The following is a 13,184-nucleotide window of genomic DNA, read 5'->3' as shown; positions in this document are numbered from 1 at the left end:
CCGCTGTGGATCGGCATGGTGTAGATCGACTCCTCGCGGACGTTCGTGCCCGGCTTCGGCGCGTGGATCATCTTGCCGCCGCCGATGTAGAGCCCGACATGGCTGATGTCGTCGTAGAAGAAGACCAGGTCACCGGGGAGCAGGTCCTCGGCCGCCACCCGCTGGCCGATCTTCACCTGGTCCCAGGTGGTGCGGGGGAGATCCACGCCCGCCGCCCGCCATGCCGCCTGGGTCAGCCCCGAGCAGTCGTACGAACCGGGGCCGGTCGCGCCCCAGACGTACGGCTTGCCCAACTGGCCGCGGGCGAAGGCGAGCACCTTGTCGGCCTTGGCGCCGTAGGAGGAGCCGGGGGCGGCGGGGGCGGCGGGGGCGGCGGGGCTCTGCCCGGTCTCCGTACCGGCGCCCGCGCCGCTGCCCTGGCCGCTGTCGCGGCTCTGTTCGCGCTGTTCCGCCAGCCTCTTGCGCTCGGCCTCGGCCTGCTGAGCGGCCCTCGCCTCGCGCCGGGCCTCCTCCTGGGCTTCCTCCCGGGCCTTCGCCGCGGCCTTGCGGCGGGCCTCCGCCGCCTTCTCGCGCTCGATGGCCGCGAGCCGGGACTTCTCCTCGGCGGTCAACTGGGCCAGCAGCGAGCGGGCGTCGGCCAGCTTCGTCTGGACGTCGCGCTTGCTCACCCGCAGCGCCTGCTGGGAGCGGGTGAGGGAGTCCAGCTTCCGGGCCGCGGTGGTCCGCTGGGCGGCGGCAGCGGCGCGCTGGCTCTCGTAGTCGGCGATGGCACCACGCTGACGGTCCGTCATCCGGTTCATCAGCTGGGTCTGGTCGAAGTACTGCTGCGGGTCGTCCGCCAGCAGCAGCGCCGCGGTCGGGGTGACCGCGCCCGTGCGGTACTGCGCGGTGGCGTAGCCGCCGAGGACTCGGCGGGACTCGTTCAGCTTCTCCGCGCGCTTCGCGGCGTCGTCGAGCAGCGCGTCGACCTCACCGCGCTTCCCGGCGGTCGCTTCCTTGGCCTGGTTGTACTTCTGGGTCGCGGTACCGGCCTGCCGGTACAGATCGTCGACCTTCTTCTGCACCTCTTCGACCGAGGGCCTGGGGTTGTCGGTCGGCGCGGCGTTCGCGCCCTGGGCCGACAGGAGGGTGACGGATGCGATGGCCGCCGTGGTGAGACCGACGGCGGGGGAGGTCTTCGCGGTACGGCTTCGAGCCCTGCGATGCGACGCCAAAGGTCGACATCTCCTTCTTCCGTTGACCGCCTACCGGGTTAGCTGTCGGGTTCGGGCGGAACGGAAGATCGCCCTACGGGCCGTGTGGAACGGGCCCGATTCACCCCGGTCGTGCATGGTGGGTCCCCGGTTCCCGAACTCCCCTGAGGGAAGCCGGGATTCGGCGCGGGCCGCCCGATTGGCGTGGTTCGCCGTGGGGGTACGGGCCGCCTGATCGAGCACGCTAGCCAACACGTGTGGTCGCTGTGAAGATTGATGTTCGATTTGTCCGATACATTTTCGTGACCTTTTCGCTTGGGGCGGGACCGGCCCGGATAATGACCGAGTGAGTTCGTACGGCTTCGCGGCGCGTTCGCGGAGGCTCATGGCGGGCCGCCGGGGCAGCCCCGGCAGGGGTGGTTCCGTACGGTACGGACGGGCCGGGCCGGGGCGGAGTGCCCGTGCGGGGGGGCGGGCTGTCAGTGGGGCGGCCTAGGGTGTTTCTGGTGGATCAGGCTGGGTCAGTGAGCGGGGTCTGGTGCCGTGCATCGCAAGGCGGAGGAAGAAGTCCACGCGGAGCGTAGGCGACTGACGACAACGCGGCGTGGGGGTACCTCCCGGGCCGCCAGGCCCAGGGGGAGTGCGGTGCCAGGGCACGCGAGCCCAGCAAGATCCACCAGAAGCGCCCTAGACTCGGAGAGCGATGAGCAGCCTCTTTGACGACCACTTCCTGGCGAACCTCCAGAGCACCCCGGAGGAGCCCCCGCCGCCGCCCGAGGACCGCGAGGAGCCCGCGGGCCATGCCCGGGAGGAGATTCCCGACGACCTCTTCCAGGGCGCCTATGACGTGCCCCCGGCCCGGGACGCGTACCACCGCGACGGCGCTCCGCGCACGGTCGTGGACCCCGCAGCCCTGCTCGAAGGGCTGAACGACCAGCAGCGCGCCGCCGTGGTGCACACCGGATCGCCGCTGCTCATCGTGGCGGGGGCCGGCTCCGGCAAGACCCGGGTGCTGACCCACCGGATCGCCCAGCTGCTGGGCACCCGCAGCGTTCACCCCGGGCAGATCCTGGCGATCACCTTCACCAACAAGGCCGCCGGCGAGATGAAGGAGCGCGTCGAGCAGCTGGTCGGCCCGCGCGCCAACGCCATGTGGGTCATGACCTTCCACAGCGCCTGTGTCCGCATCCTGCGCCGCGAGTCCAAGAAGCTCGGTTTCACCTCGTCGTTCTCGATCTACGACGCGGCCGACTCCAAGCGGCTGATGGCGCTGGTCTGCCGCGATCTGGATCTCGACCCCAAGAAGTTCCCGCCGAAGTCGTTCAGCGCCAAGATCTCCAATCTGAAGAACGAGCTGATCGACGAGGAGACCTTCGCGGACCAGGCCGCCGGGGACGGGGGCGGTTTCGAGAAGACCCTCGCCGAGGCGTACCGGATGTACCAGGCGCGGCTGCGCGAGGCCAACGCCCTGGACTTCGACGACATCATCATGACCACCGTCCATCTGCTCCAGGCGTTCCCGGACGTCGCCGAGCACTACCAGCGGCGCTTCCGGCATGTCCTGGTGGACGAGTACCAGGACACCAACCACGCTCAGTACACGCTCGTACGCGAGCTGGTGGGCACGGGGTACGAGGACCTGCCGCCCGCCGAGCTGTGTGTCGTCGGTGACGCCGACCAGTCGATCTACGCCTTCCGGGGCGCCACCATCCGCAACATCCTCCGGTTCGAGGAGGACTACCCCGACGCGACGACGATCCTGCTGGAGCAGAACTACCGCTCCACCCAGACGATCCTCTCCGCCGCCAACGCCGTCATCGAGCGCAATGAGAGCCGCCGTCCCAAGAATCTGTGGACCAACGCCGGTGCGGGCGCGCAGATCACCGGCTATGTCGCCGACACCGAGCACGACGAGGCCCAGTTCGTCGCCGACGAGATCGACCGGCTCACGGACGCGGGCGACGCGAAGGCGGGCGACGTCGCGGTCTTCTACCGGACGAACGCGCAGTCCCGTGTCTTCGAAGAGATCTTCATCCGGGTCGGACTGCCGTACAAGGTCGTCGGCGGCGTCCGGTTCTACGAGCGCAAGGAGGTCCGGGACGTCCTCGCCTATCTGCGCGTCCTGGCCAACCCCGAGGACAGTGTGCCGCTGCGCCGCATCCTCAATGTCCCCAAGCGCGGTATCGGCGACCGTGCCGAAGCGATGATCGACGCGCTCGGGCTCCGCGAGAAGATCACCTTCCCGCAGGCGCTGCGCAGGGTGGACGAGGCGTACGGTATGGCGGCCCGCTCGGCGAACGCGGTCAAGCGGTTCAACGTGCTCATGGACGAGCTGCGGACGGTCGTCGACTCGGGCGCCGGGCCCGCGGTGGTGCTGGAAGCCGTCCTGGAGCGGACCGGCTATCTCGCCGAACTCCAGGCGTCGACCGATCCGCAGGACGAGACCCGTATCGAGAACCTTCAGGAACTGGCCGCGGTGGCGCTGGAGTTCGAACAGGCGCGCGCGGAGGACGAGGGCGCGGGCACGCTCGCGGAGTTCCTGGAGCAGGTCGCGCTCGTCGCCGACTCCGATCAGATCCCGGACGAGGACCAGGACGGGTCGGGCGTTATCACCCTGATGACGCTGCACACCGCCAAGGGCCTTGAGTTCCCGGTGGTGTTCCTGACCGGGATGGAGGACGGTGTCTTCCCGCATATGCGCGCCCTCGGCCAGGCGAAGGAGCTGGAGGAGGAGCGCCGGCTGGCGTATGTCGGCATCACCCGGGCCCGCGAGCGGCTGTATCTGACGCGTTCGTCGATGCGGAGCGCCTGGGGCCAGCCCTCGTACAACCCGCCCTCGCGGTTCCTGGAGGAGATCCCGGGCCGGCATCTGGAGTGGAAGCGTACGGGGCCGATGGCCGCGCCCGCGGGGCCGACGTCCGGGCTCGGCGGGCGGCTGCCCTCGGTGCCGTCGTCGCGCTCGCGGTCGGGACCCGCCGGGTTCGCCACCCGGCGTGGTGCGTCCGAGAAGCCGGTGGTCGCCCTGGCGGTCGGTGACCGGGTCACCCACGACCAGTTCGGTCTGGGGACCGTGGTGGGGGTGACCGGATCGGGGTCGGACGCACAGGCGACGATCGACTTCGGGGACACCAAGCCGAAGCGGCTGCTGCTGAGATACGCGCCGGTCGAGAAGCTCTGAGAGCGCCCCCCGCCGGACCTCTCCGCCTGTGCACTGGTGAGGTCCGGCGGGAGTTGCCGACGGTGAGGCCCGGCGGGAGTCGCCGGTGGGCGGGGGCGGCTACGTCGGGTCGAGGCCGTGGCTGCGGAGCCAGGTCAAGGGGTTGATCGTCGACCCGCCGCCCGGCCGGACCTCGAAGTGGAGGTGCGGTCCGGTGGAGTTGCCCGAGTTGCCCGCGTAGCCGATGACATCACCGGCCTTGACCGTGCCCGAGCGGATCTTGGCGCTGCTGAGATGGCAGTACCAGGTCTCGGTGCCATCGGGGGCGGTCACAATGATCATGTTGCCGTAGGCGCTGTTGTACTGCGTACGGACGGTTCCGTCGGTCGCGGCCATCACATCGCTGCCGTACGACACGGGGAAGTCGATGCCCGTGTGCAGCGCCATCCAGTTGACGCCGGACTCTCCGTAGTACGTACTGAGGCCCTTCTGCTTCACCGGCAGGGCGAACTTGGGGCGGAGGGCCTCGCGTCGTTTGGCGTCTTCCTCGCGTTTCTTGCGCTCCGCCTCCTGGCGCACCTTCAGATCGATGCGCTCCTGGGTGCGCGAGGCGCGGTCGCTGAAGTCACGGGCCTCGGCGTCCAGCGCGGCGAGCTGGGTGTCCATCCTGTTGTTCGCGGCGGCCGTCCTGGCGGTCGTCTCGGCTACATCAGCCGCCGCCAGTTTGGTGTCTTCCTGCTTGGTCTCACCACCGCCGAGGCTGCCGACCGACGCGGCTGCGATGCCCGCGACGCCCATCACACACGCGGAGGGGACGGCGACGGTGAAGAGCGCGGAACGCTTCGCGGGGGTACGGCGCCGGCCACGGTTGCCGCCTCCGCCCGACCGGCGGACGGGCCGGGGGGTGACGGGCGCGATCGGGGTGATGGAGTCGCGCTCCGGCTCGGATCCGGACTCGTACTCCGGCTCGGATCCGGGTTCGTACTCCGACACGGATCCGGACTCGTACTCCGGTTCGTACTCCGGTTCGTGGTCCCGCTCGTGGTCCGGCTTGTGCGCCGCCGTCTCGGGGTACTCCGTGGCCGGGTAGCCGGAGCCCGGATATTCGGAGGCGGTCGCGCCGAACTCCTGCGAGAGTTCCGGGGGCAGTTCCTGCGCGAACTCCTGGATCAGTTCGGCGGCCGGCTCGCAGACGAGGTCGGCGCCGGCGTCGGCGCCGAAATCCGGGGGGAGGTCAGGGGCGAGATGGGGGGCGCAGTCGGGGAGGAAGTCGGGGCCGAAGGTGTGCTCGGGCGAGAACTGCTGCGGTACGACGGCTTCCCCGGCCTCCGTGCACGCGTTCCAGGCGGTGGCGTCATAGGCACCGCTCTCGAAGGTGGGGACGGCCCACTGGCCCGTGGTGTCGTACGCGAACGTGGCCGCGGCCGTTTCGAACTGGCCCGTCTGCGCGCCCTGGTTCCACGCCGACGCGTCCCACTGGCCGCTGGTGTCGTACTGATCGACGGTCGCGTAGTGGTCGACCTGGCCGACTGTCGCGTACTGGCCGGTGGCCTCGGGCTGGGGGAACTCATGCTGGGGGAACTGCTGCACCTGCGCGGCGTAGACCTCGTAACCCTGGGTCGGGTGAGAGCCGGTGTCCCACTGACCGGAGTCGTACGGGCCGCTGTGCCCGGCCTCGTATCCGGCCTGAGGGTCCGGCAGCACACCGAAGAGCGGGTCGGTGTCGAAGCTGCCTGTGGGGTAGTTGTCGTGGCCGACGTACCCGGCGTGGGGGTGCTGGTCGTTCACCAACGTCTCTCTCGCCTCGGCAGCAGGACCTGGATTCTGGGGCCATGGAACGCAGACGGGTCCCAGAGGGGAACCAGTGGCGCGACTGTACCCGGCGGTATGCGACGGCGACAATCTTCCTGGGGTTTTGGGCAATCAGGAAACGGGCATTCGAGCGTCTTTCGGAGGAGTATGGGCAGAGCTTTGGCCCTATGTTCGAAATTCGTTCGACGGTCGGGGGTGCGCTGTCCCCCACAGGACTGGATCAGCGGCGGATTCGGCGAGCATCACGCAACCGAAACGGCTCCCGAAGCGTCTACGCTCGGCGCCTTCGTCTCCAGCGCCTCCCGGATACGCGCCGCCACCGCCGGGTGGACGGGCAGTGCGAGATGGCCGATTCCGCTGACCCGCACATTTTCCGTGATGAGATCCGGGTGATCGAGACGGGCCGTCTCGATCGGAACCATCAGCTGATCGAGATCGCTCCAGAAGCTCACACATCGGGTACGGCACCCGGGCGCGGCGGCGCCCAGTTCCTCGATCACGCTGGAACCGGGGCGCATCTGGCGCACGATCGGGTGCGCGCTGGCGAGCGCGGCGACGGTGGTGCCGGCGTGCGGGGTACCGAGGGTGACCAGGGTCCGTACCCGTCGGTCACCGCCGAGGCGCTGGATGTAATAGCGCGCGATCAGGCCACCGAGACTGTGTCCGACGATATCGACCTGGCTTCGGCCGGTGCGCGCGCAGATCTCCTCGATATGGCGGCCGAGCAACTCGGCTGCGACCCGGATGTCGCAGGTCAGCGGGGAGTAGTTGAGGCATTCGAGGTGCCGCCAGCCATGCCGGGCCAGGGAGCGGCGGAGCAGGACGAAGACGGAGCGGTTGTCCACGAAGCCGTGGAGCATGACGACGGGCGGATGGTCCGGCCCCGGGCCGGTCACCAGCGCGGTGGCGTCCGGCGGGTCCGGCAGCGCGCCGAGGTCCCGGTCGGGCGGGTCGCCAGGACCGCCCGGGTCGCCGGGGTCAGTGGCCCGGTCGTGGGCGGAGGGCCGGGGGGCGGGGGTGCGCTCCGGGGTGAGGCCGGAGGGGTACAGCAGCAGATGTCCGGCGAGAATCGCCAGCTCAAGGGCGGTGGCGCGCAGAAAGGTGACGGGGATACGCAGATCGCGGAGGTTGCGCACCTGCCGGGAGGTCGACATCAGGGTGCGCAGGCTGAAGGGGCTCGCACTCCCGCTGGGGCTGGGGCTCGTACTCGTCGTGTCCGGGTCTGTACTCGTTGTATTCGGGCTGGTACTCGGAGGGGTCCGGCTCACGGGGGTGAGGCTCAACGGGTTCGGACTCAGTGGATTCAGGACCAGGGGGCCCAGCGTGAGGGGGAAGAAGGGCAGAACCTGCATGGGCCTACCTCCGTACGCCCTACAGGAGACGGCATCGGCCCCCGTACGGCCTTATGGGGCCTCACCAGGTGCCGCTTCGTCCGGCGCTGTGCCGGATTCGGCGGCGATACCGGCGACCGGATGACGGCCGGCGGTGCCACGCCTCCCTGCCGCTTGGCTGGCGGCACGGGGGAACGGCCCTGAAGCGGCTCCCTTGCGCCGGTCCCCGAGGGCCGCGGCTGGTGGGCCGCGAGTCGCGGGTGCGACGCATAGCGAACATGTCCCAATGTGTGATTTCCCCCTCGCCGCCCACCGCGAAACGGTCAGGTGCGGGATGCTGGAGATAACGTTCGTTCACTTGCGCTGGAGTCGGTTGTGTGGAGGCAGTGATGGGTGTGACTGGTCCGATCCGCGTGGTAGTGGCCAAGCCGGGGCTCGACGGCCATGACCGCGGGGCCAAAGTGATCGCGCGAGCCCTGCGCGATGCCGGGATGGAGGTCATCTACACCGGCCTCCACCAGACCCCGGAGCAAATCGTGGACACGGCGATTCAGGAGGACGCGGACGCGATCGGCCTCTCGATCCTCTCCGGAGCACACAACACACTCTTCGCGAAGGTGATCGCCCTGTTGAAGGAACGCGATGCGGAGGACATCAAGGTCTTCGGCGGCGGGATCATTCCGGAGGCGGATATCGCGCCGCTGAAGGAGCTGGGAGTGGCGGAGATCTTTACGCCGGGGGCGACGACGGGGGCGATTGTTGACTGGGTCAACGCGAATGTCCGGGAGCCGGCGGGGGCGTGATGCCCTGACCTGGTCGGTCTGACCTGGCCTGGTCGGGCCTGGACCTGACGCCGGACCTGACCTGGTCGGTCTGGCGCCTGGCCTGGTCGGGGCCTGGCGCCGGAGCTGGGAGGTGCGCTTCCTGCGGTGTGTGGTTTGTCGTGTGTGGGTTCTGCGGTGACCTGCCCGTGCGGGTGTCGGGCGTCTGTTTCCTGGGGCCCCTCCCCGGGTTTCCGCTCCTTGGGGGCGAGGGTCCGTCCTCAATCGCCGGACGGGCTGAGCGTGGGGTTCTGGTCCTGGCCTCGGTTGGCGGACGGGCTGAGCGTGGGGTTCTGGTCCTGGCCCCGGTTCTGGGGCCTGTGGCTGGGCCTTCCTCCGGGGGCCGGTGCGCTTCGGTGGTCAAGGGCGGCCTCGGGCAGGGGCGAGGGGCGGCGGGGAGAGTTCGGAGCGCATGGCCGCGCGGAGTCTGAGGGTGGAGACGAGGCGCTGGAATGCCTCCGACCAGTAGCCACCCGCGCCCGGTGAGGCGCCTTCGGCCTCGTCCGGGGTGGCTGTCAGCAGGTCGAGGCGGCCTGCCTCCATGGGATCCAGACAGCGCTCGGCCAGGCCCATCACGCCGCTGAAGCTCCAGGGATAGCTGCCCGCTTCCCGGGCGATGTCCAGGGCGTCGACCACCGAACGGCCCAGGGGCTCCGCCCACGGCACCGCGCAGACGCCCAGCAACTGGAACGCCTCCGACAGGCCGTGTGCCGCGATGAAGTCCGCCACCCAGACGGCCCGCTCCTCCTCCGGCAAGGTCGCCAGCAGCTTTGCCCGCTCGGCGAGCGAGGACGTGCCGGGCCCGGTCTCCGAGGGGATGCCCGGTGCGCCGAGCAGCGCGCGGGACCATGCCGCGTCCCGCTGGCGGACGGCGGCCCGGCACCATGCCGCATGCAGCTCCTCGCCCCACCGGTCCGCGACGGGCAGCGCGACGATCTCCTGTGGCCCGAGCCCGCCGAGGCGAGTGGTCCACGCGGACAGGGGAGTGGCCTCCGCGAGCTGCCCGAGCCACCAGGACCGCTCACCCCGGCCCGTGGGCGGACTCTGGACCACACCGTCGCGCTGCATGCCCCCATCGCATTCACGGGGCGCGTCCACGGCTATCCGCGCAGTCCCTCCGCTCCGGTCGAGGGCGACGCATGCTGTCGCCCGCTCGGCCATCCGCCCGGCGAGGGCGGAGTGAGGCAGCGCCGAGAGCAGCTCGGCCGCGGTCGCCCGCACATTACGGCTGCGATCGGCGAGGGCCTGTTCGAGGAAGGGCTCGTCCGCGCCGGACAGCCCCGTACGCAGGGAGTCGAGGAACATCAGCCGGTCCTCGGCCCGCTCCGTCTGCCAGGTCCCGGCCAGCAGGGCGAGGGCCCGGTCCGCGTCCCGGGCGCGCACCGCCGCCAGGAGCGCGACCCGCTCGGCGAACAGACCCGTCTCCCAGAGCCGGTGGACCGCGTCCGCGTCGGTCATATCCGGGAGCAGCGCTCCACCGCCCCCTGAGCCGCGCAGCGCGAACTTCCACTCGGGGTTGAACCGGGCCAGCCACAGCCCCCGCGACCCGGCGAAGGCGAGAGCCTGCGGCCGTAGATCCGTACGGGCGCGGGCGGCGTCCAGCAGCGCGGGCAGCAGGGACGGCGGGGACTGGTACCCCTGCTCATTGGCGGCGGCCAGCCACTGGGGCAGCAGCTCCGTCAGATCGGGAGTCGTACCCCTCCGGCCGGACGACGACGGGGCGGAACGGTCGGCCAGCAACTGCGCGAGCCGGTTGCACGCGCCCACCGGCGGATGCGGCCGGCCGTCGGTCGCCGCGGGCTCCGGCAGATCGGCGGCGGGTGCGGGCCGAAGCCCCGCCCTGCGCCGCACGGTGTGCAGCGCCGCCGCGTCCAGCAGAGCGGCGGGCCCGTCCTTGCCCGAGGTCATGACCGCCCCTGGTGGGGTACGGCGGTCGGTGCCGAGCAGAGCCGAGGTGACCAGCTCTTCCCACAGCGAGATATCGGTGCTGCCGGTAGTCGTGCTGCCGATGGTTCCGGTCATGGCGTCGTCCTCCACACGATCGCGGGCATGTCAGTGAGGTCGGTGATGTCAGTCAGGTCGGTGAGGTCGGTGATGCCCTGTGCTTCGGCTCGTCGGACCATGCGCCGATGCCCCTTGCCTTCGACTCCTCGGACCATGCGTCAGACCAGGGCGACCGCCCCTTCACCGGTCCCTTCACCGGTCCCGTCACCGGCCCCGGCGCCGTCGCCGGACCATGCGGTCAGCGGGATGACGCCCGCGTGGCCGCACTCGCCGAACACGGTGACCGGACCGCCCCCGGACAACGCCACCAGCTTCCACAGCCCGGGGCGCGCGAGCGCGGCGGGCGCGACCGGGAGCGCGGACCCGCCGTCCGCGTCCGCGAGCTGCCATCCGTCGCCGTCCGGGACGGGTATCACCCCGGTCAGCGTCACCGGCCAGGACTCCAGCCAGGGATCATCCCGCAGCGCCCGCCCGTACGCCTCCAGCGCCGACGCCACCGGACCGCCGGGCGGCGGCGAGGCGAACGGGGCAGGTGGTCCGAACTGCTCGCCCAGATCGGCCCGGAGCTGCCCCGCGCCCGGGTACGGAGTCAGCTCGGCCGCCACCGCCATCCCCACGGGCAGCGCCAACTGCGGTGTCCGGCCGGCCGCGCCGAACGAGAGCAGCACGGCGATACGCCCCGACTCCCGCCCGTACACCCAGATGCGACGCGTGGTGATCTTCCCGTCGGACGAGTCGTACTGAGAGAGGATCAGCCACTCGTCACGGACCGGCGGGCCCTCGGCGGGAGAGGTCAGGCCCACCCTGGTCCGGACGGTCGCGGCCAGCGGCTCCGGCAGCCGCTCGATCCCCAGCCAGGCCAGGTCGAGCAGATGGACCAGCGCGCATTCCTCCAGCAGCCGCACCGGCCAGCCGGGGCCCGACCCCGGGATCGCGCCCAGCTCCCGCACCCGGGCCGCCAGCCCCGGCGCCTGGGCGTCGACCATGCGGGCCGCGGTCTCCTCCCACAGGCCGTACCCCGACTGCTCGGCGGCGGCCAGACCGCCGCGCAGCAGATCGGACAGGCGCTGCTCCAACTCCGCCGCCCCCGCGTCGATCCGCTCGGCCCGGCGCTCCGCCCTGCGCCTGACCGCCTCGGGGTCGGCCGCCTTCCCGGGCCGCCCCGCGCCCGCTCCGTCCTCACCCTTCCCCTCCCGCTCGCGACGCCCCGCCAGCCACTCCTCGGCCCAGTCCGGCGCGGTGCCGACCGCCACGGCTTCCTCGTCCGCCGCCCAGAGCAGCAGCAGCCCCAGCGCGTGCTTGCACGGGAACTTCCGGCTCGGGCAACTGCACTTGTACGCCGGGCCCGTGAGATCGACGACCGTCTGATACGGCTTGCTGCCGCTGCCCTTGCACAGGCCCCACACCTCCCCGCCACCGCCGGTACCCGCATCCGACCACGGACCGGCCATGCCGAGCCTGGTCCCCGCCTTGCGTGACGCTGCGTCAGGAGCCAGTGCCAGCACCTGTTCCGACGACCAGCGCACCCCCGTCTGATTCATGGCCACAAAGCTACGGCCCACCACTGACAATCGGCTCTGACCTGCGAAGACGGTCGATTGTCAGTGGCGTGGTGCAGGGTGGGAACCACATCGGATCGAACGATCTGGAGGGGGAGAAATGACCGTGTCCGAAACCGGCGCCGAGGCTCTGCGACCGCATGCGGAAGACGCCTTCGCGGACGAGCTGAAGGCGCTGGCCGCGGCCGACGACCGGCCGCGCCCGGCCCATTGGCGGCTGTCGCCCTGGGCCGTCGCCACCTATCTGCTCGGCGGCACACTGCCCGACCGCACGGTGATCACACCCAAGTACGTAGGGCCTCGCCGGATCGTCGAAGTCGCCGTCACCACCCTCGCCACCGATCGTGCGCTGCTGCTGCTCGGGGTGCCCGGCACCGCGAAGACCTGGGTGTCCGAGCATCTGGCCGCGGCGGTCAGCGGCGACTCGACCCTGCTTGTGCAGGGCACGGCGGGCACCCCGGAGGAAGCGATCCGCTACGGGTGGAACTACGCGCGGCTGCTCGCCCATGGCCCCAGCCGGGACGCGCTCGTGCCCAGCCCCGTCATGCGCGCCATGTCCGACGGCATGACCGCGCGCGTCGAGGAGCTGACCCGTATCCCGGCCGATGTCCAGGACTCGCTCATCACGATCCTGTCCGAGAAGACGCTGCCGATTCCGGAGCTGGGGCAGGAGGTGCAGGCGGTCCGCGGATTCAATCTCATCGCCACGGCCAATGACCGCGACCGGGGGGTCAACGACCTCTCCAGCGCCCTGCGCCGCCGGTTCAACACCGTGGTGCTGCCGCTGCCCGCGACCCCCGAGGCGGAGGTCGACATCGTTTCCCGGCGCGTCGACCAGATCGGACGCTCGCTCGATCTCCCCGCCGTGCCCGAGGGCCTTGAGGAGATCCGCCGGGTCGTCACCGTCTTCAGGGAGCTGCGGGACGGCGTCTCGGCGGACGGCCGCACCAAGCTCAAATCACCGTCCGGCACCCTCTCCACGGCCGAGGCGATCTCCGTGGTCACCGGCGGGCTGGCGCTCGCCGCGCACTTCGGCGACGGAGTGCTGCGGCCCGGGGACATGGCGGCCGGCATCCTCGGCGCCGTCGTCCGGGACCCGGCGGCCGACCGGGTCATCTGGCAGGAGTACCTGGAGACGGTCGTCCGGGAGCGGGACGGCTGGAAGGACTTCTACCGCGCCTGCCGGGAGGTGAGCGCATGACCACCGGCCCGCTGTTGCTCGGCGTCCGCCACCACGGCCCGGGCTCGGCGCGGGCGGTGCGGGCCGCGCTGGAGGCGGCCGCACCGTCGACGGTGCTGATCGAGGG

The 13,184-nt window shown here is 71.0% G+C and carries 8 protein-coding genes and 1 riboswitch; of the genes, 3 read left to right on the top strand and 5 right to left on the bottom strand.

The window, feature by feature from the left end; all coding sequences use genetic code 11:
* A partial coding sequence (locus tag ACWF94_RS17150; protein WP_453488323.1) for an NlpC/P60 family protein occupies positions 1-1,214 on the bottom strand: 1,214 nt, incomplete at its 3' end.
* Positions 1,215-1,226: 12 nt separating this feature from the next.
* Positions 1,227-1,390, bottom strand: a riboswitch (cyclic di-AMP (ydaO/yuaA leader).
* A 506-nt stretch (positions 1,391-1,896) separates the two neighbouring features.
* Between ACWF94_RS17150 and pcrA the strand changes: the two genes are divergently transcribed.
* Positions 1,897-4,371, top strand: a complete 2,475-nt coding sequence (pcrA, locus tag ACWF94_RS17145) for a DNA helicase PcrA (RefSeq protein WP_453488321.1) — start codon at positions 1,897-1,899, stop codon at positions 4,369-4,371.
* Between the two features lie 99 nt (positions 4,372-4,470).
* Here pcrA and ACWF94_RS17140 read toward each other — a convergent pair whose 3' ends face one another.
* Positions 4,471-6,138 (bottom strand): M23 family metallopeptidase, encoded by a 1,668-nt coding sequence (locus ACWF94_RS17140; protein WP_453488319.1) that lies wholly within the window; start codon positions 6,136-6,138, stop codon positions 4,471-4,473.
* Positions 6,139-6,404: 266 nt separating this feature from the next.
* Complete coding sequence (locus ACWF94_RS17135; RefSeq protein WP_453488317.1) at positions 6,405-7,316, bottom strand: esterase/lipase family protein; 912 nt, start codon at positions 7,314-7,316, stop codon at positions 6,405-6,407.
* A 566-nt stretch (positions 7,317-7,882) separates the two neighbouring features.
* On the opposite strand from ACWF94_RS17135, the gene ACWF94_RS17130 reads away from it, so the two are divergent.
* Positions 7,883-8,296, top strand: a complete 414-nt coding sequence (locus ACWF94_RS17130; protein ID WP_453488325.1) for a cobalamin B12-binding domain-containing protein — start codon at positions 7,883-7,885, stop codon at positions 8,294-8,296.
* 378 nt (positions 8,297-8,674) lie between these two features.
* Here the strand turns inward: ACWF94_RS17130 and ACWF94_RS17125 are convergent, their stop codons facing one another.
* Both ACWF94_RS17125 and ACWF94_RS17120 read right to left on the bottom strand, forming a co-directional pair.
* Entirely contained in the window at positions 8,675-10,336 is a 1,662-nt protein-coding gene (locus tag ACWF94_RS17125; RefSeq protein ID WP_453488315.1) for a DUF5691 domain-containing protein, read from the bottom strand.
* A 140-nt stretch (positions 10,337-10,476) separates the two neighbouring features.
* Positions 10,477-11,859 carry an SWIM zinc finger family protein gene (locus ACWF94_RS17120; RefSeq protein ID WP_453488313.1) on the bottom strand — a complete coding sequence of 461 codons (1,383 nt, stop codon included), beginning with the start codon at positions 11,857-11,859 and terminating at the stop codon, positions 10,477-10,479.
* A gap of 118 nt (positions 11,860-11,977) precedes the next feature.
* Here ACWF94_RS17120 and ACWF94_RS17115 point away from each other — a divergent pair, with 118 nt between their 5' ends.
* Positions 11,978-13,078, top strand: a complete 1,101-nt coding sequence (locus ACWF94_RS17115) for an ATP-binding protein (protein ID WP_453488311.1) — start codon at positions 11,978-11,980, stop codon at positions 13,076-13,078.
* Positions 13,079-13,184: the final 106 nt, after the last annotated feature.

It is taken from the genome of Streptomyces sp. NPDC055078 (genome assembly GCF_053607985.1).
This window is presented reverse-complemented; position numbering and strand designations above follow the sequence as displayed.

Excerpts from the sequence above, each read along its gene's own strand:
- pcrA (WP_453488321.1), top strand. The coding sequence starts at position 1,897 with ATGAGCAGCCTCTTTGACGACCACTTCCTGGCGAACCTCCAGAGCACC.
- ACWF94_RS17135 (WP_453488317.1), bottom strand. The coding sequence starts at position 7,316 with ATGTCGACCTCCCGGCAGGTGCGCAACCTCCGCGATCTGCGTATCCCC.
- ACWF94_RS17130 (WP_453488325.1), top strand. The coding sequence starts at position 7,883 with ATGGGTGTGACTGGTCCGATCCGCGTGGTAGTGGCCAAGCCGGGGCTC.
- ACWF94_RS17125 (WP_453488315.1), bottom strand. The coding sequence starts at position 10,336 with ATGACCGGAACCATCGGCAGCACGACTACCGGCAGCACCGATATCTCG.
- ACWF94_RS17120 (WP_453488313.1), bottom strand. The coding sequence starts at position 11,859 with ATGAATCAGACGGGGGTGCGCTGGTCGTCGGAACAGGTGCTGGCACTG.
- ACWF94_RS17115 (WP_453488311.1), top strand. The coding sequence starts at position 11,978 with ATGACCGTGTCCGAAACCGGCGCCGAGGCTCTGCGACCGCATGCGGAA.